The sequence below is a fragment of the Streptomyces sp. NBC_00016 genome (assembly GCF_045040885.1).
GTDB classification, from domain to species: Bacteria; Actinomycetota; Actinomycetes; order Streptomycetales; family Streptomycetaceae; genus Streptomyces; species Streptomyces coriariae.
The window spans coordinates 6,636,610-6,660,707 of sequence record NZ_CP108304.1 but is presented as its reverse complement, the minus strand read 5'-3'; the positions used below and the strand labels follow the sequence as shown (position 1 = coordinate 6,660,707).

Below are 24,098 nucleotides of genomic sequence, written 5' to 3'. Positions count from 1 at the left end.
CTGCTCTCAGCTTAATCAGTTGAGGTAACGCCGGTGGAGCGTTCAACGATAGGGGCCAGGGGCAACCAATGCCCCTTCCCGCCGACTCCGAGAGACGTAGCGTGCTCATACGACTACTACGGACCTATCTCAGGCCCTACAAGAAACCCATCGCCCTGCTCGTAGGGCTCCAGTTCCTCCAGACCTGCGCCACCCTCTACCTGCCCACACTGAACGCGCACATCATCGACAACGGCGTCGTCGAGGGTGACACCGGATACATCCTGTCCTTCGGCGGCGTGATGATCGGCATCTCGCTGGCGCAGGTGGTGTGCAACATCGGCGCCGTGTACTACGGCGCCAGAACCGCTTCCGCGCTCGGCCGGGACGTGCGGGGGGCCGTCTTCGACCGGGTGCAGTCCTTCTCCGCCCGCGAGGTCGGCCAGTTCGGCGCCCCCTCGCTGATCACCCGGACGACCAACGACGTCCAGCAGATCCAGATGCTGGCCCTGATGACGTTCACGCTGATGGTGTCGGCGCCCATCATGTGCGTGGGCGGGGTCGTGCTGGCGCTCGGCCTGGACGTGCCGCTGTCCGCGGTGCTCGTCGCCGTGGTGCCGGTGCTGGGCATCTGCGTGACGCTGATCGTGCGCCGGCTGCGGCCGCTGTTCCGGTCGATGCAGGTGAAGCTGGACACCGTGAACCGGGTGCTGCGTGAGCAGATCACCGGCAACCGGGTGATCCGCGCCTTCGTCCGGGACGAGTTCGAACAGCAGCGGTTCCGCAAGGCCAACGCCGACCTCACCGACGTCTCGCTGAAGAGCGGCAACCTGCTCGCGCTGATGTTCCCGGTGGTCATGACCACGGTGAACCTGTCGTCGATCGCCGTGGTGTGGTTCGGTGCCCATCGGATCGACAGCGGGGGGATGCAGATCGGCGATCTGACCGCCTTCCTCGCCTACCTCATGCAGATCGTCATGTCCGTGATGATGGCCACCTTCATGTTCATGATGGTGCCGCGCGCGGAGGTGTGCGCCGAGCGCATCCAGGAGGTGCTGGACACCTCGTCGTCCGTGGTGCCGCCGGTGGCTCCCGTCACCGAGCTGCGCCGGCACGGGCACCTGGAGATCCGGGGGGCCGGATTCCGCTATCCCGGCGCCGAGGAGCCCGTCCTGAAGTCCATCGAGCTCGTGGCGCGGCCGGGCGAGACGACGGCCGTGATCGGCTCGACCGGCAGCGGCAAGTCCACGCTGCTCGGGCTGGTGCCCCGGCTGTTCGACGCCACCGAGGGCGAGGTGCTCGTCGACGGCGTGGCCGTCGCCGAGGTCGACCCGGTGCTGCTGGCGAAGACCGTCGGACTCGTGCCGCAGAGGCCGTACCTGTTCGCGGGCACGGTGGCGACCAATCTGCGCTACGGCAATCCGGACGCGACGGACGAGGAGCTGTGGCACGCGCTGGAGGTGGCGCAGGCCAAGGGCTTCGTGGAGGGGCTGGAGAACGGGCTCGACTCCCCCATCGCGCAGGGCGGGACGAATGTCTCCGGCGGTCAGCGGCAGCGGCTCGCGATCGCCCGGACGCTCGTGCAGCGGCCGGAGATCTACCTCTTCGACGACTCCTTCTCCGCACTCGACTACGCCACCGACGCGGCACTGCGGGCGGCGCTCGGGCGGGAGACCGCCGAGGCGACCGTGGTGATCGTCGCTCAGCGGGTGGCCACCATCCGCGACGCCGACCGGATCATCGTCCTCGACGAGGGTCTGGTCGTCGGCACGGGTACCCACCGCGAGCTGATGGCGGCCAACGAGACCTACCGGGAGATCGTGCTCTCCCAGCTCACGGAAGCGGAGGCCGCCTGATGGCCGGGCCCATGGGACGCATGATGGCCGGCACCGGTCCCGACAGCCACTCGCTGGACTTCAAGGTGTCCGGCAGGCGGCTGCTCGCCCAGTTCAAGCCGGAGCGGTTCACCCTCTACGCGATGCTGGCCTGTGTGACGCTGAGCGTCGGCCTCAGCGTGGTCGGGCCGAAGATCCTCGGCAAGGCCACCGACCTGGTCTTCGCGGGCATCGTCGGACGGCAGATGCCGGCCGGGGCGAGCAAGGAACAGGTCCTCGACTCGATGCGGGAACGCGGCGAGGGCAGCGTCGCCGACATGCTCAGGAGCACCGACTTCACCCCCGGCAAGGGCATCGACTTCGACTCGGTCGGCGAGATCCTGCTGCTCGCGCTCGGGGTGTTCCTGGTCGCCGGCCTGCTGATGGCGGTGGCGACGCGGCTGGTCAACAGGTCCGTCAACCGCACCATGTTCCGGATGCGCGAGGACGTGCAGACGAAGCTGTCCCGGCTGCCGCTGTCGTACTTCGACAAGCGTCAGCGCGGCGAGGTGCTGTCCCGCGCCACCAACGACATCGACAACATCGGGCAGACGCTCCAGCAGTCGATGGGCCAGCTGATCAACTCGCTGCTGACCGTCATCGGCGTGCTGGCGATGATGTTCTGGGTGTCGTGGATCCTGGCGCTGGTCGCGCTGGTGACCGTGCCGCTGTCGTTCGTCGTCGCCACCCGCGTGGGCAAGCGGTCGCAGCCGCACTTCGTGCAGCAGTGGCGCACCACCGGCAAGCTCAACGCCCACATCGAGGAGATGTACACCGGTCACACGCTGGTGAAGGTGTTCGGCCGCCAGGAGGAGTCGGCACAGCAGTTCGCCGAGCAGAACGACGCGCTGTACGAGGCCGGGTTCAAGGCGCAGTTCAACAGCGGGGTCATGCAGCCGCTGATGATGTTCGTGTCGAACATCAACTACGTGCTGGTCGCGGTGGTCGGCGGGCTGCGCGTCGCGTCGGGTTCCCTGTCCATCGGTGATGTGCAGGCGTTCATCCAGTACTCGCGCCAGTTCTCGATGCCGCTGACGCAGCTCGCGTCGATGGCGAACCTGGTGCAGTCCGGCGTCGCCTCGGCCGAGCGGGTCTTCGAACTCCTGGACGCGGAGGAGCAGGAGGCGGACCCGGCGGCGGCCGAGCGGCCCGCGGAGCTGCGCGGGCGGGTGGCGCTGGAGCGCGTGTCCTTCCGGTACGACCCGGAGAAGCCGCTGATCGAGGACCTGTCGCTGACGGTGGAACCCGGCCACACGGTCGCCATCGTCGGCCCGACGGGCGCCGGCAAGACGACACTGGTGAACCTGCTCATGCGGTTCTACGACGTCTCCGGCGGACGCATCACCCTCGACGGTGTCGACATAGCGAAGATGTCCCGCGACGAACTGCGCGCCGGGATCGGCATGGTGCTCCAGGACACCTGGCTGTTCGGCGGCACCATCGCGGAGAACATCGCGTACGGGGCGTCGGGTGAGGTCACCCGTGGCGAGATCGAGGAGGCGGCGCGGGCCGCGCACGCCGACCGGTTCGTCCGCACCCTTCCCGACGGCTACGACACGGTGATCGACGACGAGGGCAGCGGGGTCTCCGCCGGTGAGAAGCAGCTGATCACCATCGCGCGGGCGTTCCTGTCCGATCCGACGATCCTGGTGCTCGACGAGGCGACCAGCTCCGTCGACACCCGCACCGAGGTGCTGATCCAGAAGGCGATGGCGAAGCTGGCGCACGGGCGTACGTCGTTCGTCATCGCGCACCGGCTGTCGACCATCCGGGACGCCGACACGATCCTGGTGATGGAGAACGGCTCGATCGTCGAGCAGGGTGCGCACACCGACCTGCTGGCGGCGGACGGGGCCTACGCACGGCTGTACAAGGCACAGTTCGCGCAGGCACTGGCCGAGGTCGACTGACGGTCCCGTCCCGGAGGCGTCCCAGGGGCGTCTCCGGGGCGTCTGCGGGACCGGCGGGGGCCGCTCGCACCGGGTGCCGGCGAGCGGCCCCGCTCAGTCGAGGTAGCCCCTCAGCTGGTCCGCGAAGGCGTGGTCGCGGAGTTTGTTGAGGGTCTTGGACTCGATCTGCCGGATCCGCTCACGTGTCACGCCGAAGATGCGGCCGATCTCCTCCAGCGTGCGCGGCCGGCCGTCCGCCAGTCCGTAGCGCAGCTGGACGACCTTCCGCTCGCGTTCGCCGAGGGTGGAGAGCACGGCCTCCAGGTGCTCGCGCAGCAGCAGGAAGGCCGCCGACTCGACGGGGCTGGCCGCGTCGCCGTCCTCGATGAGGTCGCCGAGGGCCACGTCGTCCTCCTCGCCCACCGGGGCGTGCAGCGAGACCGGCTCCTGGGCCAGCCGCAGGACCTCGCCGACGCGTTCCGGCAGGAGGTCGAGCTGGGCGGCGACCTCTTCCGCGGTCGGCTCGTAGCCGCGCTCCTGGAGCATCCGGCGCTGGACGCGGACGACCCGGTTGATGAGCTCGACGACATGGACCGGGACGCGGATGGTGCGGGCCTGGTCGGCCAGCGCACGGGACATGGCCTGGCGGATCCACCAGGTGGCGTACGTGGAGAACTTGTAGCCGCGGGCGTAGTCGAACTTCTCGACCGCCCGGATCAGGCCGAGGTTGCCCTCCTGGACGAGGTCGAGCATGGTGAGCCCGCGCCCGACGTACCGCTTGGCGACGGAGACCACGAGCCGCAGGTTGGCCTCGATCAGCCGCCGCTTGGCCATCCGGCCCAGGACGACCAGCCGGTCGAGGTCGAGGGCCAGTTGACTGTCCAGGTCGGTCGCGCCGCTCAGCTTCTCCTCGGCGAACAGGCCGGCCTCCACGCACCGGGCCAGCTCGACCTCCTCGGCCGCGGTGAGCAGCGGGATGCGGCCGATCTCCCGCAGGTACTGCCGGAACAGGTCCGAGGAGGGGCTGCCGCTGTCGGTGGTGCGGGTGCGGGGTGGCGGGACGGGTTCGGGGGCGTCCTCGGGAACGTCCTCCAGAGCCTCGGCGGGCGGCTCGGACTCGGTCTCGGCCTGCGTCTCCGGATGCGTCTCCGGATGGGTCTCGGGGTGGGTCTCGGGGTGGGTCTCGGGGTGGGTCTCGGGGTGGTGCGCGGCACGGTTCTGCGGCGGGACGGCGGCCAGGACGTCGGTCTCGGCGTCCGGTTCCGTGCCGTCGGCCGTGCCGGCACCGGTGGTACCGGCCGTACTCTCGGCAGTGCTGACGGTCTGGGTCAGGGTCTGGGTCTGCACGGGGGCGACCTCCAGGATGATCGCTGCTGAGGTGAGCAGCAGCGGTACTTCGGGGGCGGAGTCGGCGGCCACGCCGCGTCCGTCCGGGATCGGCCGCGCTCCGAGGACTCAGGCACCGCCCCCAGTGTGGAGTACGACACACAGCCGCCACGAGGGGCGTGCGACGACTTTTTGAGTCCGGTCCGTGACCGCGTGATTACCGTGCCGCGGGCGGCGGCTCAGAGAGCGGACGGGCCCTCGTGCTGCAACGCCCTGTCGTACCTGGTCAGGATCATCATCTCGTTCTGGACGGCGGCCGACTGGGCCGGGTCCGTGTGGCCGAGACGGGTCAGCGTGCCCTGGAGATCGGTGAGCCTGCGGGTCACGGCCCTGCGGCGGACCGTCACCAACTGCTCCCCCGCGTAGTTCTCGTCGACCGTGCGGCGCATGATCGCCTCGACCGCGAGCTCCGTCACCATCGCGCGGACCGCGTCGTCGGGCGCGGCCTCCCGGACCCGGACGAGGTACTCCTGCCCGTCCTTGACGCCGAACTCGGCGCCGCCCGCGTCCTGGATCGCCTGGCGTACGGCGGCGTAGGGCGCGGCGGTGAACTCGTCGATCCCGTAGGCGTCGAAGGCCGGGGAGACCAGTTCGGGGCGCTGGAGGGCGAGCTTCAGCAGCTCGCGTTCGGTGGCGTAGACGGCGTTGCGGAGATTGAGGGCGGGCCCGCCCGCGGCGGGCCGGGAGGCGGACTCGTACGACTGGGGGCCACGGGCCGGCGCCGGGCCCTTGCCGCCCCGGTCACGGGCCCAACGGGCCAGCTGGGCAACCCTCTTGACGACGAACTGGGTGTCCAGGATGCCGAGCATGCCGGCCAGCTGGACGGCGACCTCGTGCTGGGCGCCGCTGTTCTTGATGCGGGCGACGATGGGCGCGGCCTCGTCCAGGGCCGCGGCGCGGCCCGCGGGGGTGTCCAGGTCGTAGCGGACGACGATCTGGCGCAGCGCGAACTCGAAGAGCGGCGTGCGGGGTTCGACCAGGTCGGCGACCGCCTCGTCGCCCTTCGCCAGGCGCAGGTCACAGGGGTCCATGTTGTCCGGCGCGATGGCGATGTACGTCTCGGCGGCGAACTTCTGGTCGTCCTCGAAGGCGCGCAGGGCCGCCTTCTGCCCGGCGGCGTCGCCGTCGAAGGTGAAGATGACGCGGGCGCTGCCGTTGTCCATGAGGAGCCGGCGGAGGATCTTGATGTGGTCGCCGCCGAAGGCCGTGCCGCAGGTCGCGATGGCGGTGGTGACACCGGCCAGGTGGCAGGCCATGACGTCGGTGTACCCCTCGACGACGACCGCGCGGCTGGACTTGGCGATGTCCTTCTTCGCGAGGTCGATGCCGTAGAGGACCTGGGACTTCTTGTAGATCGCCGTGTCGGGCGTGTTGAGGTACTTGGGTCCGTTGTCGGCCTCGTAGAGCTTGCGCGCGCCGAAGCCGACGACCTCTCCGCCGATGTCGCGGATGGGCCACATCAGCCGGCCCCGGAAGCGGTCGATGGGCCCGCGGCGCCCCTCCTGGGAGAGCCCGGAGAGGATCAGCTCCTTGTCGGTGAAGCCCTTGCCGCGCAGATAGCGGGTGAGGTGGTCCCAGCCCTGGGGGCTGTAGCCGACGCCGAAGTGCACGGCCGCGGCCTGGTCGAAGCCACGCTCGGCGAGGAAGATCCGGCCGGTGTCGGCCTCGGATCCGGTGGCGAGCTGTTCCGCGTACCACTCGGCGGCGACCTTGTGCGCCTCCACCAGCCGGATGCGTTCACCGCGCTGGTGGGCCGGGTTGTAGCCGCCCTCCTCGTAGCGCAGGGTGATGCCGGCCTGGGCGGCGAGCCGCTCGACCACCTCGGAGAAGGTGAGGTGGTCGACCTTCATCACGAACGTGATGGTGTCGCCGCCCTCCTGGCAGCCGAAGCAGTGGAAGAGTCCCTTGCTCGGGCTGACCTGGAAGGACGGCGACTTCTCGTCGTGGAAGGGGCAGAGGCCCTTGAGGTTGCCGCCGCCCGCGTTGCGCAGCTGGAGGTACTCGGACACCACGGCGTCGATCGGGACCGCGTCCCGTACCGCCTTCACGTCCTCGTCGTTGATCCGTCCTGCCACGAGGTGATTCTACGGGGGCGCGCCGACATCTCCGGCGGGCCGTGGTGCCCTTGGGGTGCGCGGGGCCGTGACATGTGCGGCTCGCCCGCGGGGCGCGAGCGGCCGCACACGCCCCGCGGCCATCGGACGACGGCCCCGCGGACGACCGGAACCCGGCCTAGGCGCCGAGGCCGTCCAGCGGCACCCGGGGGTCCGCCAGGGCCTCCGTGTCGATCCGCTCGCGCGAGCGGATCAGCTTCTGGATCGGCTCTGTGACGTCCCACACGTTCACGTTCATCCCGGCGAGGAGGCGGCCCTCCTTGAGCCAGAACGCGACGAACTCCCGCTTGCCCGCGTCACCGCGGATCACCACCTCGTCGTACGTCCCCGGCGGGGCCCAGCCGCTGTACTCCATGCCCAGGTCGTACTGGTCGGAGAAGAAGTAGGGCACGCGGTCGTAGGTGACGTCCTGGCCGAGCATCGCGCGGGCGGCCGCCGGGCCGCCGTTCAGGGCGTTGGCCCAGTGCTCGACGCGCAGCCGGGTGTCGAAGAGTCCGTGCGGGAAGGACGCGACGTCGCCGGCCGCGTAGATGTCGGGGTCGGAGGTGCGCAGCCGGGCGTCGACCGCGATCCCGCCGCCGTGCGCGCGGTCGGCGAGGGTGAGGCCGGCCGCCTCCGCGAGGCTCGTGCGGGGGGCCGCGCCGATCGCCGCGAGGACGTCGTGCGCCGGGTGTTCCTCGCCGTCGTCGGTGCGGACGGCGAGGACCATGCCGTCCTGGCCGACGATCTCGGTGAGCCGGGCGCCGAAGTGGAAGCGGACGCCGTGCTCGCGATGCAGGTCGGCGAAGACGGAGCCGAGCTCCGGGCCGAGGACGCCGTGCAGCGGGGTGGGCTCCGGTTCGACGACGGTGACCTCGGCCCCGTACTCGCGGGCTGCCGCCGCGATCTCCAGGCCGATCCAGCCGCCGCCCGCGATCACGATGTGGCCGTTGTCACGGCCGAGTGCGGCCAGGACACCCTTGAGGCGCTCGGCGTGCGCGAGCCGGCGCAGATGGTGCACGCCCGCGAGGTCGGTGCCGGGGATGTCCAGCCGGCGCGGTTCCGCGCCGGTGACGAGGAGCAGCTTGTCGTAGTGGACGAGCGTGCCGTCGTCACCGAAGCGGACCGTCTTCGCGGTGCGGTCGATCGCGTCGACGGTCTGGCCGAGGTGCAGCTCGATGTCGTTCTGCGCGTACCAGGCGGGCTCGTGCACGAAGACGCTCTCCCGCGTCTCCTTGCCGAGCAGGAAGCCCTTGGAGAGCGGCGGCCGCTCGTAGGGGTGGTCGCGTTCGTCGCAGATCAGTATCACGCGGCCGGTGAAGCCCTCCGCCCTCAGCGTCTCGGCCGCCTTGGCGCCGGCCAGGCCTCCTCCGACGATGACAAATGTCTGATCCGCGTCGACCACGTGATGCCTCCTACCGGGTTTCTGGGGGGTGGTCCCCCAGAGAACACTGAGCGTGCCGCCACATGCGAGCGTCCCGCACGCAGCGTGATGGGGGAAGGGGGACGTGCCCGATCAGGGCACGTCGGGTCACGTTCCGGGCCCGTTCGGGCGCACCCGGTCCGCACTTGTCAGGATCTCGTCCGCTCCGTCAGACGGCTGTGCAGCGAGCGGGCCGAGGCGTCGGTGAGGGACGCGATCTGGTCGACGACGACCCGCTTGCGGGCGCGGTCGTCGGACGCCTGGTCGAACAGGGCGCGGAACTGGGGGTCGAGGCCGTCGGGGGCGCGGGCGGTGAGCGCCTCGGCGAGCTCGCTGATGACGATGCGCTGGTCGGCGCGCAGGACTTCCTGTTCGGCGCGCTGCATGACGTACCGGTCGGCGACCGCCTTGAGGACCGCGCACTCCAGGCGCGCCTCTTCGGGTACGACGAGCTCGGCGCCGTAGCGGGTGAGTCGCCCGGTGCCTCCCCCAGTGCCTGGACGGCCTGGGTGGTACCCCCATCGCGCGCGGGTGGCGCCCTCGGCGGCCAGGCAGAAGCGGCCGATGAGCTGGCTGGTGGCGTCCTTCAGCCGGGCCTGGGCGGCCGCCGTGCCGTCGTAGCCGTGCGGCCACCAGTCCTGGTCCTGGAGGCGGTCGAGGGCGGCGGCGAGCTCGGCCGGATCGGTGCCCGCGGGGACGTAGCGGCCGACGGCGACCCGGAAGATCTCCCGGCGCTCCGGTTCGGCGTGCAGGCAGTTGGGGTCGATGTGCCCCGCGTGCAGGCCGTCCTCCACGTCGTGCACCGAGTACGCCACGTCGTCGGCCCAGTCCATGACCTGCGCCTCGAAGCACGTACGCGTACCGGGGGCCGTTTCGCGGACCCAGTCGAAGACGGGCCTGTCGTCCTCGTAGACACCGAACTTGCCGGACGCCGGGTCTACGGGATGGGCGTCCCGGGGCCAGGGGTACTTGGTGGCGGCGTCGAGGGTGGCCCGGGTGAGGTTCAGGCCCACGGAGCCCTCGGCGGTGAAGCGTTTGGGTTCGATGCGGGTGAGGAGCCTCAGCGACTGGGCGTTGCCCTCGAAGCCGCCGCAGTCGCGCGCGAACTCGTTCAGTGCCTGTTCGCCGTTGTGCCCGAACGGGGGGTGCCCGAGGTCGTGGGAGAGACAGGCCGCCTCGACCAGGTCGGGATCGCAGCCGAGGGCGGCGCCCAGCTCGCGGCCCACCTGGGCGCACTCCAGGGAGTGGGTGAGGCGGGTGCGCGGGGTGGCGTCCCAGGCGTCGGTGCGGGTGCCCGGGGTGACCACCTGGGTCTTGCCGGAGAGCCTTCTCAGCGCGGAGGAGTGCAGGACGCGGGCACGGTCTCGTTGGAAGGCGGTCCGGCCGGGGCGTTTGTCCGGCTCGGGGGCCCAGCGGGCGACTGACGTCGGGTCATAGGCGGTGTCGAGGTGTGCGGTGCCTTCCATGTCTCGACAGTAAGCGGCGGGGGTGACAATCGGGTGGTACCGGGCGCCTGCCCGGCTGTCGGGTCCGGCACGTCGGCGGGTCCGTCCGGCGCGTCGGCGGGTCCGTCCGGCGCGTCGGCGGGTCCGGGCGCCCGGGGGTCTCAGGCCGACGCCAGTTCGGGGGCCGTGTTCGCCGGGGTCGCCCAGGCCTGGTCGTAGCGGTGCAGGAGCAGGCTCGCCATCGCCGGGTGGGTGCCCAGCGGGGCGGACGCGATCCAGGGGGCCGCCTGCGCGCACTCGGTCGCGAAGCGGCCGGGGGCCGTGAAGTAGGAGGCGACCGCCACCCGGTCACGGCCTCGCGCCGCCAGGGCCCGCAGCGCCGTGGGGACGGTCGGGGTCGCCGTGGAGGCGTACGCGGGGACCACCGGGACGCCCAGTCGGCGCGCCAGGAGACGGGCCGTACGGCGGGTGTCGACGGCCGAGTCGGGGTCTCGGGAGCCCGCCGCCGCGAGGACGACCGCACTCGTCCGGCGTTCCTCCTGCGTCAGGTCCGTGCGCCAGCCCGCCTCGACCAGGCGCGTGTACAGGGTCTCCACGAGGAACGGGTGCGGGCCGAGCGGTGCGGCCACGCGCGTGTGCACCCGCGCCTTCGCGGCCATCTCGGGGATGTCCCGCTTGACGTGGTAGCCGCGGGCCAGGAGCAGCGGGACCAGGACGGCGTCCGTCGTGCCCTGGGCGTCGAGGTCGGCGAGGGTGTCCGTCAGCAGCGGCTCGTTGAGCTCGATGTGACCGAGGTGCACCGGCAGACCGGGGCGCTGCTCGCGGACGCGGTCCAGGAGCGTACGGACGGTGCTCAGCGCGCGCGGGTCGCGGCTGCCGTGGGCGACGACGACCAGCGCGGGCGGGCCGGGACGCCGGCGGCCGTCGAGCTGGACGAGGCTGAGCTGGCTGGCGAGCTGGGAGCTGATCCGGTTCATGATGTGCGCCGTACTGTCGAGGTGGACTTCGGACTCGTCGTGGACTTCGGACTCGTCGTACTGAGCGGGCGACGCCTTCATGAACAGATCCTGACGGCACGAGGTTGCACCCCCGTTGCCTGACCGTCACGAGTGTTTTCCGGTCGTTCACGCCGGGCCCGGGGGCGGTGTGAGATGTGGCTCGTGGCGCGGGAGCGAACCGGATCACCGCCGGCTGCGTCTTCCCGGGCCGAAGGGGCTTGCGACCCGCTCGCCCGTTCGACCTGACCTGGGGGATCACCGTATGGACATCCGTCGACCGCGGCTGCCGCGCACCCGTGCCGGCCGGCGACGGCTGGTGCAGGCCGTGATGGCCGGGTGCGTGCTCGCGCTGCTGCCGGCCACCTGGCTGTACGTGTCCACGGCCGACCGGCTCGGCACGACCGCCGACGCGCCGCGCACCGAGGTCGCCGTCGTGTTCGGCGCCGGTCTGTGGGACGGCGAGCCCTCGCCGTATCTCGCGCACCGGCTGGACGCGGCGGCGAAGCTGTACCGGGAGGGCCGTATCGAGGTCGTGCTCGTGACGGGGGACAACAGTCGCGAGGACTACGACGAGCCCGACGCCATGCGCACCTATCTGACCCGGCACGGGGTGCCCGGCGCGCGGATCGTCAGCGACTACGCCGGTTTCGACACCTGGGACTCCTGCGTCCGCGCCAAGAAGATCTTCGGCGTCGACAAGGCCGTGCTGATCAGCCAGGACTTCCACATCCGGCGGGCCGTCGCCCTGTGCGAGGCGGCGGGGGTGGACTCGTACGGCGTCGGGGTCGCCGCCAAACACGACGTGACCTGGTACTACGGGGGCACCCGGGAGATCCTCGCGGCCGGCAAGGCGGCCCTGGACGCGGTGTTCGAGCCGGACCCCAGGTTCCTCGGACCGAAGGAACCGGGAGTGACGAGGGCCCTCGCCGGCGGGCGGTGAGGTGGCGGGTGGGGCGGTGGGTGAGGCAGCGGGGCGTGACGCGGGCGGCGGTCCCGCTCCGGCGGGCGCCTCACGGTGGGTCCGGTCCGGCGAGGAGGGCACCACCACACCGCCGTAACAGGAGACCGCACGGCGCGTAACACGGCCGAAGCACGCTGGAGCGTATGCCGACCACTTCGACGCCCACCCACTGCCCGTACTGCGCCCTGCAGTGCGGGATGGCCCTGTCGCCCCTGCCCACGGGGGGCGTCGAGGTGGTCGAGCGCCCGGACTTCCCGGTGAACCGGGGCGCGCTGTGCGGCAAGGGCCGTACGGCGCCCGCGGTGCTCTCCTCCCGGGTACGGCTGACCTCCCCGTTGGTGCGGTCCGGCGATTCGCTCGTGCCGGCCACCTGGGAGGAGGCACTGGACCGGATCGCCGGGGAGCTCGGCAGGGTGCGCTCCGAGCACGGGGCCGACGCGCTCGGCGTGTTCGGCGGGGGCGGACTGACGAACGAGAAGGCGTACACGCTCGGCAAGTTCGCGCGGGTCGTGCTCGGTACCTCGCAGATCGACTACAACGGCCGGTTCTGCATGTCGTCCGCGGCGGCGGCCGGCATCAAGGCGTTCGGGCTCGACCGGGGACTCCCCTTCCCGCTGGAGGACATCCCGCGGACGGGGTGCGTGATCCTGGTCGGATCCAACCTCGCGGAGACCATGCCGCCCGCTCTGCGGTTCTTCAACGAGCTGCGCGAGAACGGCGGCACGCTGATCGTGATCGACCCGCGCCGCACGAAGACCGCCGAGCAGGCCGACCTGCACCTCGCGCCCCGGCCGGGAACGGATCTCGCGCTGGCGCTGGGTCTGCTGCACCTGATCGTCGCCGAGGGGCGGGTCGACGAGGAGTACGTACGGGAACGGACCACCGGCTGGGAGGACGCGCGGGCGGCCGCCATGGCGCACTGGCCGGAGTACGTGGAGCGGATCACGGGGGTGTCCGTTCCACAACTCCGGGAGACCGTACGGCTGTTCTGCGAACCCGAGGCCGCGATGGTGCTCACCGCGCGCGGGCCCGAGCAGCAGTCCAAGGGCACCGACACGGTCGGCGCGTGGATCAACCTCTGCCTCGCGACGGGGCGGGCCGGGCGGCCGCTCAGCGGCTACGGCTGTCTGACCGGGCAGGGCAACGGGCAGGGCGGGCGCGAGCACGGCCAGAAGGCCGACCAGCTGCCCGGTTACCGCAAGCTGGACGACCCGGCGGCCCGACGGCACGTCGCCGAGGTGTGGGGCGTCGACCCGGACTCGCTGCCCGGCCCCGGTCGCAGCGCGTACGAGCTGCTGGACGCGCTGGGGTCCGACGTCCGGTCGCTGCTGCTGATGGGGTCGAACCCGGTGGTCTCGGCGCCGCACGCCGCGCACATCGAGGAGCGCATCAAGTCCCTCGAGTTCCTCGCCGTCTGCGATGTCGTCCTGTCCGAGACGGCGGCCCTCGCGGACGTCGTCCTGCCGGTCACCCAGTGGGCGGAGGAGACGGGGACGACGACCAGCCTGGAGGGCCGGGTCCTGCTGCGCCGCCAGGCGATCACCGCCCCGGAGGGCGTACGGAGCGACCTGGAGGTCCTGCACGAGCTGGCGGCTCGACTCGGCGTCGAGAAGGGCTTCCCGACCGACCCCGAAGAGGTCTTCGAGGAACTCCGCCGAGCCAGCGCGGGCGGTGTCGCGGACTACTCCGGCATCACCTACGCGCGCCTGATGGAGGAGAGCGGGGCCGGGGTCTTCTGGCCCTGCCCGGCGGAGCCGGAGAAGGAGACGGAGAAGGAGCCGGAGACGGACGGCGAGGCGGGGGCTGGGGATCGTGCGGCGGCCGAGGGCGATGCGGGCGCCTCGACAAGCGAGGGAGGCCGGCTGGGGCACCGGCTGGCGGCGGCCGGTACGCCTCGGCTCTTTCTCGACCGGTTCGCCACGGAGGACGGACGGGCGCGCTTCGTGCCGGTCTCGCACCGGCCCAACGCCGAGGAACCGGACGACGACTACCCCGTCCTGCTCACCACCGGGCGGGTCGTGTCGCAGTACCAGTCCGGCGCCCAGACCCGCCGCGTGGACGAGCTGAACGCCGCCGCGCCCGGCCCGTTCGTGGAGCTGCACCCCCGGCTGGCGGCGCGGCTCGGAGCGTCCGAGGGCGACCCGCTGGCCGTGGTGTCGCGACGCGGACGCGCGGTGGCCCCGGCCCGGATCACCACCGGGATCCGCCCCGACACCGTCTTCATGCCGTTCCACTGGCCGGGCGAGGGCCGCGCCAACACGCTGACCAACCCGGCACTGGACCCGACCTCGCGCATGCCGGAGTTCAAGGTGTGCGCGGTGCGGGTGGAGATCGCCGGGTAACCGGCCGCCGGCCGCCTTGAGCCGGCCGCCGGCCGCCTTGAGCCGGCCGGCGACCGTCGTCAGCCGGCTGCCGCCCAGCCCGGGATCGCGGGCAGGACCTTCTGAGCGATGCTCAGCAGGGCGGCGTCGTCCGGTCGCACGTTGTCCTGGCGCCAGATGGCGAGTTCGTAGGAGCCGCCGCCGTCCTTTGTCCGGGGCGACGACCAGAGCGCGGGCGATGCCACCGGGGCCGGTGTCGGACTTGCCGCCGCCGAGGTCGAAGCTGAAGGCGATCGTCTGGCTCGAGTAGAGCACCGCGGGGTGGCCCAGGACCGTCTTCGACTCCGCTTCGTTCAGCAGGCCCTCCATCCCCGCGATCGGGAGGTCGTCGTAGGACCGCGAGAGCTTCACGGTGTACGTGTCCAGTTGGACGGTCCCCTCGGGGCTGGGGATCTCCGTGCCGCTCGCCATCTTGACCGAGCCGTCACTGCCGTAGGCCGTCAGCGCGTGCTCCTGCGGAGTGCCGAGAAGTGCCGGCAGGTCCGCGCGGTTCAGCGCGGCGCACAGCTCCGTCCCGGAGATGCGCTGCGCCGCGTGCGCTTTCTCGGCGGCCTTCTTGTCCTCGTCGTCGAGGCGGCAGACCGCCGGTTTGTCGGCGGCCGCGGCGTCGCTCTTCTGGATCACGTACAGCCCGCCCCCGAGCGCCCCGACCACCACCAGCGCCGCGATGGCTTGAGCCCATGCGTTCGGGCCCTTCTCGGGCGCGGCAACTATCTCGGCCATGTCCCCCATTACCCCCGGTACCCCCTGCTCGCGCCGGATGCGCGCTGGGGGAGCGTAACGGGTGATCCAGCCACGGGGAAGCGAGTTCCTCACCAGTGAGTAACATCGAGCACCCGTGCGCAGTGCGGATCCCCGTCGTCCGCCACCATCTGCTCCACCTCTCCCCGAACCAGCGAGGGAAGCGCCGAGATCAGCGCCGTGAGCGCCCCCGTCGTCCGGACGTCGGCGGCGGTCACCCCCGAGAGGCCGTCGGCCCGGAAGTACAGCCGCACCCGGTCCTGGTCCAGGAAGAGAAAGCCGTGCAGGCGGGGGTCCGTCGAGTGGTCCTCGTCGAAGCACGTGGCCCGGACCAGGGTCCGCACCAACCGCAGCCCCCGATCGACGGCCGTCTCGTCGGCGCGCGGCACGACCGCCGGGTCCACGGGAACGAGCGGCATCCCCATCACCGTGCCGCCCCCGGCCGGCGGACCGCCCTCCCCGCACAGCGTGCGCAGCATCCCGATGACGTCATACGCCGTCACACAGTCCTCACCGACGAGGAGCGGAATCTCGTAGAGGGTCAACTCCCCTGTGTCCCCAGCACTTACGGGCCCGACGGCGACCCGCACGGCATCCGCGCCACCGGGGGCGGGCAGCACCCCGCGCACGTACGACGCCCCGACGAGCGGGGCGTGAAGATGCTGAAGCACGAGGCAAATCAGGTCGGCCTGATCACGCACGGTCTCTTCGTCCACGGGGTCATTGTCGACGCCGGCGCGCCAGGCACGGCACGGTGAGCGACCGTGTGGGGGCATTGCCCTGTACGCAGGAACGGACATACACGGCGTCCATGAAACAGTTCTCGCACGGCTCACCCGTCGGCACCGAGAGGAAAGGTCCATGCGAGCACTGCCCCCCGTCACCGTCCGTGACGAGTTCGATGCCCTGGTCGTCAGGACCGACTACCACGACGAACAGTTGTGGCAGCGCGTGTCGGCCGCGCTGATGGAGCCGTGGGGAGGCGAACAGCACGAGGCTCGGGTCCAGTTCGTCAACGATCCGGTCTGGGCAGGGGCGACCGTCGACGAAGTGCTGACGGCGGTCTGCGCCGACGAGAACCTGCCCGTTGTCTTCCTCGCCGACCACGTGTCCATGCAGTCCGAAAGTCACGCGTTGCTGGCGGTCACGACGCTGACGCGGGAGGAGTGTGCGGACGATGAGGACTACGAGCAGCTGACCGAGTTCGGTCGCGAGTTCCGCATCGTCCCCGCGGGGGTCCACGACGTTCACGCGAACCTGAGCATCGGCAACCTGGGCTTCGAGGAGTACGGCGCCTGGGCGCACGACGATCCGGAGGGAATCTACCGGTCCTTCTGAGGAGCCTTGGCCGTGCAGAAGTGGTGCGTTCGGTTACGACGCTCCGGGGTGGGCGGTCGTGAACCGGCGACGGCCGCCCCGGTCCCGAGGTTTCGGGTTCGGGGCGGCCGCGTCGTGTCGTTGGGAGCGGGTCAGTTCACGTTGACCGCGGTCCAGGCCGCTGCCACCGCGTTGTACTCCGTGGTGCCGGTGCCGTAGAGGTCGCGGGCCGCGTTCAGGGTGGCTGTTCTTGCCGCCGCGTAGTTCGTCGAGGACGTCATGTAGACGGTCAGGGCGCGGTACCAGATCGCGCCGAGCTTGTCGCGTCCGATGCCGGTGAGCGTCGAGCCGTTGTACGTCGGGGAGTTGTAGGTGACGCCGTTGACGGTCTTCGTGCCGCTGCCCTCCGCGAGGAGGTAGGCGAAGTGGTTGGCGACGCCGGACGAGTAGTGGACGTCGAGGTTGCCGACCGAACTGCTCCAGTAGTCGGCGGAGTTGCCGTCCTTGCTCGGCTTGTCCATGTAGCGCAGGGCGTCCCGGCCGAAGCCGGAGCGGACGATCTTCTCGCCGATGAGGTAGTCACCGGTGTCGGAGGAGTTCCCGGCGTAGAACTCGACCAGGCTGCCGAAGATGTCGGAGGTCGCCTCGTTCAGGCCGCCCGACTCGCCCGAGTAGGTCAGCTTGGCCGTCTTCGAGGTCACGCCGTGGGACATCTCGTGGCCGGCCACGTCCAGGGCGACCAGCGGGCCCAGCTGGGTGCCGTCACCGTCGCCGTAGGTCATGCAGAAGCAACTGTCGTCCCAGAAGGCGTTGTTGTAGCTGTTGCCGTAGTGGACGCGGTTGTAGGAGCCCTTGCCGTCGTTGCCGATGCCGTTGCGGCCGTGCACGTTCTTGTAGTAGTCCCAGGTCACGTCGGTGCCGTACTGGGCGTCGACGGCGGCCGTGGAGCGGTCCGCCGTGGCGCCGGTGCCCCAGTGGTTGTCGGTGTCCGTGAAGAGGGTCGCGGGGGCGCGGCTGATGCAGATGCCGAAGATGCACAGGTCGGTCTTGTTGGCCGCGTCGCCGGTGTACGTGTTGCCGCGGGTCGGGTCCTTGAGCTGGTACGTCGATCCCGAGAGGGTCGTCTCCAGCGGGACCGTGCCGCCGTACAGGGACTTGCCGTCGCCCGTGGCGGTCTCGATGGTGTCCCAGGCGTCGATCTGGGCGCCGGTGCGCGCGTCGGTCAGCACCGCGCGGGCGACCGGGTTGCCGAGCGTGTCCAGGGCGACGACATCGGTCCGCCAGGCCAGTTTCGGAGCGCCGTGCAGCGCGTCGACGACCAGCTGCGGCTTGGCCTTCACCTGCTTCAGCGTCTCGCCGAGGTGGGCGGCGCGCAGGGCGTTCACGGCGACGTCCGCGGCCTTGGGGGCGGACACCTTCGGGGTGATGCTCGTCAGCGAGATCGTCGCCCTCGTCGCCCGGTTCGCGCTGCGGTACGCGCCGTCGGGTGCCAGATGGACGACGAAGTCACCGCCAAGTACCGGAAGTTGGCGGTACGTACGGTCGTAGCGGACGTGCTGCGTGCCGTCCTTGTCGACGACCACGTCACGGACGGAGGTGCCCTGCACGGAGGTGAGGCCGAGGGTCGCCGCGTAGTCGGCGAGTACCGCCGCCGCGTTGTCGAGCGCCGTCGCCCGGGTCGGCCTGTCCGCCGCGTCGGCGACCGGGGAGAGCACGGCGGCCAGGAGCGTGGCCGTGGTGGCGGCGATACCGGCGGTGGCGAGACGGGAACCTCGGACGTGCTGCCGTATCCGACTCATCAGTGTCTTCGGTCTCCTCGAGAAGGCGCCGTGGGGGCGCGTGTGGGGGTGGCCTGTGGGTGGCCTGTGGAGGTGGCGCTGATGTCGTCCTGGCATTTAAGAGGCCATGACATGTCATGTCCATAGCGCATGCGCGATGGACCGGTGAGGGGGCGGTGAGGGGAGAGAATCGTTTCCGTGAGCGCCCCGGAACTCCCCTTCTTCGTCTACGGCACCCTCCGCCCCGGCGAGGTCAACCACGACCTCCACCTGCGCGGTCGCACCCTCCGCGAGGAACCGGCCCGGCTGGCCGGGGCGGTGCTCTACCAGGGACCCGGCTATCCCTACGCGGTGGAGGAGCCGGGCGGGACGGTCGCCGGCGAACTCGTCACGCCCCTCCCCCGGGCCTACGCGCGACTGCTCGCCGAGCTCGACCGGCTCGAGGAGTACGTGCCGGGCGACCCGCGCAACCTGTACGAGCGGGTCGAGCGCGAGGTGACTGTGCCACCAGTGACGACGGTGGCAAGGGGTGGCGATGGGCGTGGAGATGGACGTGGAGATGGACGTGGAGATGGGGAGGGAGCGGTCCTTCGGGGTGCGGGCCCTGTCGTACGTGCCTGGGTGTACGTCGCCGCGCCCGCCGTCGCCGACCGTCTGCGGGCCCGGGGCAAGCTGATCGAGAGCGGGGACTGGCTCACCCGGCGGTGACCTCACCCGGCCCCGCGGCGGTGACCTCACCCGGCCCTGCGGCGGCGACCTCACCCGGCGGCCCGGCGGGGACCTCACCCGGCCCCGCGGCAGCCGTCGGACTGTACCGGCGCGGCCACCCACCGGCGGCGGTCACCCGTTCACCCGCCCCGTGCGCGCTTTTCCGTGACGGGCCCTCCGCACGCCGGTGACCTGGTGAAACCCTCGTCGGGCCACCCGACCGCGCGTGCATCTGACACCCATTCACCCCATTCCTGACGCTCCCTCAGGAAGCGGGCTCGCCGTGCTGCGACTTACCTCGGAAGGGCAGGGAGACTCGAAGAGCTCGAAGGAGCACCGATGCGACGCACCGCCCGTCGTACCGCACGTCGTGCCGCGCATGTGCTGACCGGTACCGCGCTCACCGTCATCAGCACGGCCGGGTTCGCCGCACCCGCTCAGGGCGCCGGCGCCGATGCCGGTGCCGGTGCCCGTGTCAGTGCCGGCGCCAGCGCCAGCGCCGGTTCCGGTACCCGCGCCGGGAGTCTGGAGGTGTATCCGTCCACCGCGGTGCCGGGCGGGCAGGTCTCGGTGAACACGGCGGCGTGCGGCAACGGCGGAGCGGCGACGGGCGACGCCGGGGCGGTGGGCGCCGGCCGCTTTCCGCTGGCGCCCAGCGCGCACGAGGGCGAGGCGATCGGACAGTTCCGGGTGCCGCCGAGCGCGCAGCCGGGAACGTACGAGATCGTCGCGGAGTGCGCCGCGGGCGGGCGGCGCGTCACCGGGGACCTGGTGGTCGTGCTGACCTCCGACCGGCAGCCGGTGCATCCGCGAGGAAGTGTGAAGACGGGGGTCGGCGGCGCACTGGGCCCCGACCCCGTACAGACCGCGGCCGGTGTGGCGGCTCTCGCCGTCGCCGCCGCGGGCGGTACCTGGCTCCTGCATCGCCGGGCGAGAGGCGACGGGATCTGACGGACACCCTCCGCTGTCCGTCCGCCGGTACCGCATGTCCCCTCCCCCTCCGGGTCCGACGCCCCTCGCGGCCCGGAGGGGGAACGGGGTTCCCCTGACCAGGAAATTTACGGAAAGAGTCCGCGCGAAGAGTCACGCAGAAGGGTCCTGGGATGCGCAGGGTCGGCAACACCGCCATAGCGGCCGTCACCGTGATCGCTCTCGGCGGCGGCGCGTGGCTGCTGCACAGCGGCGCCGAGACACACGCCCCGCCGCAGCCGTCCGCGGCCCAGGCCCACTCGGCCGGCCCGGACGTACGGGGCCGGTCCGCCCCGGCGCTGCCGCCCTCCCCGCCCGACCGCGTCCGCATCCCCGCGATCCATGTGGACGCCCCGCTGACGGGCCTCGCACTCACCCCGTCGGGCAGCCTCGACGTCCCGCCCGCCGAGAAGAAGAACCTGGCCGGCTGGTACGAGGCCGGCACCACTCCCGGCGAGACGGGCACCGCGATCGTCGCCGGCCATGTCGACAACGCCGACGGCCCCGCCGTCTTCTACGACCTGGGCGCCCTGCGCAAGGGCAGTGCCATCGAGGTGGACCGGCGCGACGGAAGCGTCGCGGTGTTCACCGTGGACGCCGTCGAGGTCTACCAGGCACGCGACTTTCCCGACGAGAAGGTGTACGGGGCGGCGAGCAGGCCGGAGCTGCGGGTGATCACGTGCGGCGGGGGCTATACGAAGTCGACCGGCTATCAGGGGAACGTCGTCGTCTTCGCGCATCTCACGTCCTCGCGCGCGTGACCGGACAGCTGACCTCCTCGCGTGCGTGACCGGGCAGCCGGCCTCCTCGCGTGCGTGACCGGACAGCCGGCCTCCTCGCGCGCGTGATCCGGACACCGCCGCGTTCCCCTGCTCCCGCCTCTCCCGCCTCTCCCGCCCCCGTTGTCTCCCTCGCCCGCCCGCCCCACCGATTGCTTCGGCCTTGTCGCGGATTGGTTAACTCCCCACCGACTGACGGGAGATGGCCGATGATCGGAGCATGCGTTCACAGGACCAGCAGGACACCGCCGCTCGTCCCGCCCGGACTGCGCCCGCTGCCGCGCGTTCGACGGATGCCGTCGGTCCGGCCATGTCCTCCGGACCGACCGTGTCCTCCGGGCCCGTAGGACCGGTCGGACTGGTCGGACTGGTCGGGCCGGTCGGACTGGTAGGGCCGGTCGGACTCGGCGGGCCGCCAGGACTCGCCGGACCGGTCGGGTCCGGTGGCACGCCGTCCGTCGGGCAGTTGCTGGCGTTGCAGCGCACGGCCGGCAACGCCGCCGTCGTCCAGGCGCTGGAACAGCAGCGGCAGGCCCAGCGCCACACGCACGGACCTTCCTGCGGCCACCACGACGCCACTCCCGTACAGCGCCACGCGCACGGGCCCTCCTGCGGCCACCACGGCTCCGCGGACTCCGCGCCCGTGCAGCGTTCGTCCGTGCCGGACGTGCTGCGTGCCGCCGGGCAGCCGCTGGACGGGGCGGTCCGCACGGAGATGGAGGCACGGCTGGGCGCCGACTTCTCCGACGTACGGCTGCACACCGGGCCGACCGCCCAGCGCTCGGCGGCCGAAGTGGGAGCCCGCGCCTACACCTCCGGCAGCCATGTCGTCCTCGGCGCCGGCGGTACGGACCGGCACACCCTGGCCCATGAACTGACGCACGTCATCCAGCAGCGCCAGGGACCGGTCGCGGGTACCGACAACGGCTCGGGGCTCAGCGTCTCGGACCCCTCCGACCGCTTCGAACGCGCGGCGGAGGAGAACGCCCGCCGTGTGCTGGCAGGCCCCGCGCCCACCGAGGCGGCTTCCGTGCAGCGGACGGCGGGCGCTCCCACCGAGGAGACGCCCGTACAGCGGACCGAAGCCGCCCCCACCGACGAGGCCCCCCTGCAACGGACGGAGGCCGCTCCCCTGCACACCGCGGGCGGGGAGATCGCCGTCCAGCGCATGCACGGCGGCGAAGCGCCCTTCGACCACGCCCAGTACTACGCGAAGACAGGCTGGCAGGATGCGGCCGAGGAGTTCGAGAAGCGGCTGGGCGCGTACTCCTTCGGGCATCCGAGGGCGCTCGCCGCGGCCCGTAAGACCGTGTCCCGGCTCAAGCAGCTGCTCATCGCCTACGCCCGCACGGAGCACAAGGACGTGGCTCTCGCCAACAAGTCGTTCTTCAAGGACGACAAGACGAGCGCCGGACAGGTGGGCGAGGGCTTGACCACCGCCCAGATCAACGAGTTCTTCGCCCGCGACGGCAACGTCCGCGAGCTGATCACGGCCGTCTACAACGCCGCCTACTACAACAAGGGGGCGGAGCTCTCCCTCAAGGACATCCTCAACGGGATCATCGGGCCCAAGCCGCAGCTCGCCTCCACCCTCGGTATGGACCAGGAGGAGCTGAAGAAACACTCCGCCTTCCTCAACAGCTACTCCCGTACGGCCCTGTACGCGACGGCGAGCCTGAAGGGCAAGGGCTACAACTACGAGAAGGACCCGTACGCGCTCGGCAACCTGTTGTGGCAGTCGGAACCGGAGACCTTCGCCGGCGACACCCTCGAAATGATCAACAGCCAGGGGCCGCGGACGGAGCGCAGCGAGGCCGACAAGGAAGCCCACCGCAAGACCCCCCGCGACTACGCGGACCGCGGCGCCCCGCTCAGCACACGTGAACTGGACTTCGTGGGCAAACCCGGCATGGACGACAAGCTGCCCTGGAACGAGGGCACCGCCTACTGGGAGATCCAGCAGAACGAGTCCTGGCCCAAGGCGAACGCCGCGCGCGGCATCCCGGTCGTCGCGGGCATGTCCGGCACCACCACCCGAATGCTCAAGACCTTCCAGTGGATCAAGGTGTCCGGGGTGGACGTCTTCGACTACCGGATGGCCGTGATGGGCTGGATGCTGCCGTCCTGGGACCACTCGCTCTACGAGATCCTGCGCGGTTCCTGGGCGGCCGGGGTCAAGGGGCCGGGCGAGTCCGCGGCCAAGGCCGGCAAGGGCGCCGCACTGATGTACCAGCACATCGCGCCCTTCACGGAGGAGGAGCTGCGGCAGAACGTCTGCCGCGACGGCCAGTTCCCGCACGAGCTGATGTACCTCGCCGAGGCCAACAAGCCGCGGGCGGTCGACCCCGCGGCGAGCGGCTTCATGGAGCCCGGCCAGGCCGCGGCGGGCAACGCGGCGGGCAAGTACAACGCCTTCGCGCAGGGCGACACCGCGCCCACCCCACGCATCGCCAAGTGGAAGGCCGACAACGGGGGCGCCTCCACCGCGGCCGTCACCGAGAAGTTCAAGCCCGCGCACGCGACCGCGCTGATGGCGTACACCGGCGGCGCGCACCAGATGATCAACTCGGTGGTGCGCAGTCGGCTGCTCCCCGAGGGGTATGCGCCCTACGGCACCGGCGCCCTGGCCACCGCGGGCGCCGAGGCCCTCTCCCTGCGGCAGATCAAGAGCCAGCTGAGCTGGGCCGCCCAGAACGACAGTCCCCAGCAGGAGTGGGTGCCCACGCTCGACGAGGATCCGGTGATCGAGCCGCAGCTCGCGGCCGCCCGGGGCACGGACCCGGTGGCCAAGAAGGCGGCGATGGCCGTCATCGACGCCCGGATCGACGTCCTCGCCCCCGTTCTCTTCGAGGAGCTGAAGGCGCACGCCGACATGACGATGGAGGCGCTGACCCGGCTGCCTCCGGTCACCGGCACGGTCTTCCGCGGCGACTGGAACGCCGGTGGCGACGAATCGGTCTACCGGCTCGGCAAGCAGGCCGCGCTGAACTACCGGCCCGGCTCGATCTTCACGTCCTCCTTCGACAGCACCAGCAGGGAGAAGTCCGTGGGCCTGGGGTTCATGCGCGGCCAGCGGGTCTCCGGCACGAAGACGCACCGGATCCTCCTGGAGCTGACGCTGACGGGCAAGTACGGCCGTGACATCGACCCGTTCCACCAGTACCAGGGCACCGAGGCGGAGGTCCTGCTGATGCCGGGCGCCAATTTCAAGGTGGACAAGAGCGAGTGGGTGCAGGACCCGGGCCACGACCCGGCGAACGGCGGCAGCGACTGGTACGAGCACGTCTGGGCCACCGAGGCGTGACAGCACGGCCGGGCCGACGGGCGCGGGGCGTAACCCTCACACCCCCGCCCCGGCCCCGCTGAGGGCAGCGTTC

The 24,098-nt window shown here is 71.3% G+C and carries 17 protein-coding genes and 1 pseudogene; 9 read left to right on the top strand and 9 right to left on the bottom strand.

Annotation, left to right across the window (positions count from 1 at the left end):
• Positions 1 to 101: 101 nt before the first annotated feature.
• Positions 102 to 1,835 (top strand): ABC transporter ATP-binding protein, encoded by a 1,734-nt coding sequence (locus tag OG933_RS29450; protein WP_362529433.1) that lies wholly within the window; start codon positions 102 to 104, stop codon positions 1,833 to 1,835.
• Positions 1,835 to 3,763 carry an ABC transporter ATP-binding protein gene (locus OG933_RS29445; RefSeq protein ID WP_405629692.1) on the top strand — a complete coding sequence of 643 codons (1,929 nt, stop codon included), beginning with the start codon at positions 1,835 to 1,837 and terminating at the stop codon, positions 3,761 to 3,763. The genes OG933_RS29450 and OG933_RS29445 overlap by 1 nt, the downstream gene beginning before the upstream one ends.
• A 93-nt stretch (positions 3,764 to 3,856) precedes the next feature.
• Here the strand turns inward: OG933_RS29445 and OG933_RS29440 are convergent, their stop codons facing one another.
• The 5 genes from OG933_RS29440 to OG933_RS29420 all read right to left on the bottom strand — a co-directional run bounded on the left by OG933_RS29440 (position 3,857) and on the right by OG933_RS29420 (position 11,147).
• The gene (locus OG933_RS29440) at positions 3,857 to 5,161 is read right to left on the bottom strand and encodes a sigma-70 family RNA polymerase sigma factor (protein ID WP_405629691.1); all 1,305 of its coding nucleotides are present in this window, start codon (positions 5,159 to 5,161) and stop codon (positions 3,857 to 3,859) included.
• Positions 5,162 to 5,307: 146 nt separating this feature from the next.
• Positions 5,308 to 7,203, bottom strand: a complete 1,896-nt coding sequence (gene dnaG, locus OG933_RS29435; RefSeq protein WP_362529425.1) for a DNA primase — start codon at positions 7,201 to 7,203, stop codon at positions 5,308 to 5,310.
• A gap of 157 nt (positions 7,204 to 7,360) precedes the next feature.
• Positions 7,361 to 8,626 carry an FAD-dependent oxidoreductase gene (locus OG933_RS29430; protein ID WP_362264706.1) on the bottom strand — a complete coding sequence of 422 codons (1,266 nt, stop codon included), beginning with the start codon at positions 8,624 to 8,626 and terminating at the stop codon, positions 7,361 to 7,363.
• Between the two features lie 167 nt (positions 8,627 to 8,793).
• Entirely contained in the window at positions 8,794 to 10,110 is a 1,317-nt protein-coding gene (locus tag OG933_RS29425) for a deoxyguanosinetriphosphate triphosphohydrolase (protein ID WP_405629690.1), read from the bottom strand.
• A 140-nt stretch (positions 10,111 to 10,250) separates the two neighbouring features.
• Positions 10,251 to 11,147: a sirohydrochlorin chelatase gene (locus OG933_RS29420; RefSeq protein ID WP_405629689.1), complete on the bottom strand. Its 897-nt coding sequence runs from the start codon at positions 11,145 to 11,147 to the stop codon at positions 10,251 to 10,253.
• Positions 11,148 to 11,349: 202 nt separating this feature from the next.
• Between OG933_RS29420 and OG933_RS29415 the strand changes: the two genes are divergently transcribed.
• Together OG933_RS29415 and OG933_RS29410 are read left to right on the top strand one after the other, a co-directional pair.
• Positions 11,350 to 12,027 carry an ElyC/SanA/YdcF family protein gene (locus OG933_RS29415; protein ID WP_362529416.1) on the top strand — a complete coding sequence of 226 codons (678 nt, stop codon included), beginning with the start codon at positions 11,350 to 11,352 and terminating at the stop codon, positions 12,025 to 12,027.
• A gap of 164 nt (positions 12,028 to 12,191) precedes the next feature.
• Positions 12,192 to 14,390 carry a molybdopterin oxidoreductase family protein gene (locus tag OG933_RS29410; RefSeq protein ID WP_405629686.1) on the top strand — a complete coding sequence of 733 codons (2,199 nt, stop codon included), beginning with the start codon at positions 12,192 to 12,194 and terminating at the stop codon, positions 14,388 to 14,390.
• A 59-nt stretch (positions 14,391 to 14,449) separates the two neighbouring features.
• On the opposite strand, the gene OG933_RS29405 is transcribed toward OG933_RS29410, so the two are convergent.
• The 3 genes and pseudogenes from OG933_RS29405 to OG933_RS29395 all read right to left on the bottom strand — a co-directional run bounded on the left by OG933_RS29405 (position 14,450) and on the right by OG933_RS29395 (position 15,886).
• Positions 14,450 to 14,614 (bottom strand): hypothetical protein, encoded by a 165-nt coding sequence (locus OG933_RS29405; protein ID WP_405629683.1) that lies wholly within the window; start codon positions 14,612 to 14,614, stop codon positions 14,450 to 14,452.
• 163 nt (positions 14,615 to 14,777) lie between these two features.
• Positions 14,778 to 15,152 (bottom strand): annotated as a pseudogene (locus OG933_RS29400) (DUF6215 domain-containing protein); the annotation flags it as partial.
• A gap of 89 nt (positions 15,153 to 15,241) precedes the next feature.
• Positions 15,242 to 15,886 (bottom strand): hypothetical protein, encoded by a 645-nt coding sequence (locus tag OG933_RS29395; RefSeq protein ID WP_405629681.1) that lies wholly within the window; start codon positions 15,884 to 15,886, stop codon positions 15,242 to 15,244.
• A gap of 145 nt (positions 15,887 to 16,031) precedes the next feature.
• Here OG933_RS29395 and OG933_RS29390 point away from each other — a divergent pair, with 145 nt between their 5' ends.
• A complete protein-coding gene (locus tag OG933_RS29390; protein ID WP_405629678.1) occupies positions 16,032 to 16,508 on the top strand; it encodes a DUF6924 domain-containing protein in 477 nt (158 codons plus the stop codon).
• Between the two features lie 131 nt (positions 16,509 to 16,639).
• On the opposite strand, the gene OG933_RS29385 is transcribed toward OG933_RS29390, so the two are convergent.
• The gene (locus OG933_RS29385) at positions 16,640 to 18,286 is read right to left on the bottom strand and encodes a M4 family metallopeptidase (RefSeq protein WP_405629676.1); all 1,647 of its coding nucleotides are present in this window, start codon (positions 18,284 to 18,286) and stop codon (positions 16,640 to 16,642) included.
• 177 nt (positions 18,287 to 18,463) lie between these two features.
• Here OG933_RS29385 and OG933_RS29380 point away from each other — a divergent pair, with 177 nt between their 5' ends.
• The 4 genes from OG933_RS29380 (at position 18,464) to OG933_RS29365 (ending at position 24,025) form a co-directional block, all read left to right on the top strand.
• A complete protein-coding gene (locus OG933_RS29380; protein WP_405629673.1) occupies positions 18,464 to 18,973 on the top strand; it encodes a gamma-glutamylcyclotransferase family protein in 510 nt (169 codons plus the stop codon).
• Positions 18,974 to 19,312: 339 nt separating this feature from the next.
• The gene (locus tag OG933_RS29375; RefSeq protein WP_405629671.1) at positions 19,313 to 19,924 is read left to right on the top strand and encodes a hypothetical protein; all 612 of its coding nucleotides are present in this window, start codon (positions 19,313 to 19,315) and stop codon (positions 19,922 to 19,924) included.
• Between the two features lie 152 nt (positions 19,925 to 20,076).
• Positions 20,077 to 20,703 (top strand): class F sortase, encoded by a 627-nt coding sequence (locus OG933_RS29370; protein ID WP_405629669.1) that lies wholly within the window; start codon positions 20,077 to 20,079, stop codon positions 20,701 to 20,703.
• 238 nt (positions 20,704 to 20,941) lie between these two features.
• Positions 20,942 to 24,025: a DUF4157 domain-containing protein gene (locus OG933_RS29365; RefSeq protein ID WP_405629666.1), complete on the top strand. Its 3,084-nt coding sequence runs from the start codon at positions 20,942 to 20,944 to the stop codon at positions 24,023 to 24,025.
• Positions 24,026 to 24,098 lie beyond the last annotated feature (73 nt).

Bases quoted from the DNA above. Each gene is read 5' to 3' on its own strand.
- OG933_RS29370 (WP_405629669.1), top strand. From the start codon at position 20,077: ATGCGCAGGGTCGGCAACACCGCCATAGCGGCCGTCACCGTGATCGCT.
- OG933_RS29390 (WP_405629678.1), top strand. From the start codon at position 16,032: ATGCGAGCACTGCCCCCCGTCACCGTCCGTGACGAGTTCGATGCCCTG.
- OG933_RS29365 (WP_405629666.1), top strand. From the start codon at position 20,942: ATGCGTTCACAGGACCAGCAGGACACCGCCGCTCGTCCCGCCCGGACT.
- OG933_RS29410 (WP_405629686.1), top strand. From the start codon at position 12,192: ATGCCGACCACTTCGACGCCCACCCACTGCCCGTACTGCGCCCTGCAG.
- OG933_RS29415 (WP_362529416.1), top strand. From the start codon at position 11,350: ATGGACATCCGTCGACCGCGGCTGCCGCGCACCCGTGCCGGCCGGCGA.
- OG933_RS29420 (WP_405629689.1), bottom strand. From the start codon at position 11,147: ATGAAGGCGTCGCCCGCTCAGTACGACGAGTCCGAAGTCCACGACGAG.
- OG933_RS29375 (WP_405629671.1), top strand. From the start codon at position 19,313: ATGCGACGCACCGCCCGTCGTACCGCACGTCGTGCCGCGCATGTGCTG.
- OG933_RS29445 (WP_405629692.1), top strand. From the start codon at position 1,835: ATGGCCGGGCCCATGGGACGCATGATGGCCGGCACCGGTCCCGACAGC.
- OG933_RS29425 (WP_405629690.1), bottom strand. From the start codon at position 10,110: ATGGAAGGCACCGCACACCTCGACACCGCCTATGACCCGACGTCAGTC.
- OG933_RS29385 (WP_405629676.1), bottom strand. From the start codon at position 18,286: ATGAGTCGGATACGGCAGCACGTCCGAGGTTCCCGTCTCGCCACCGCC.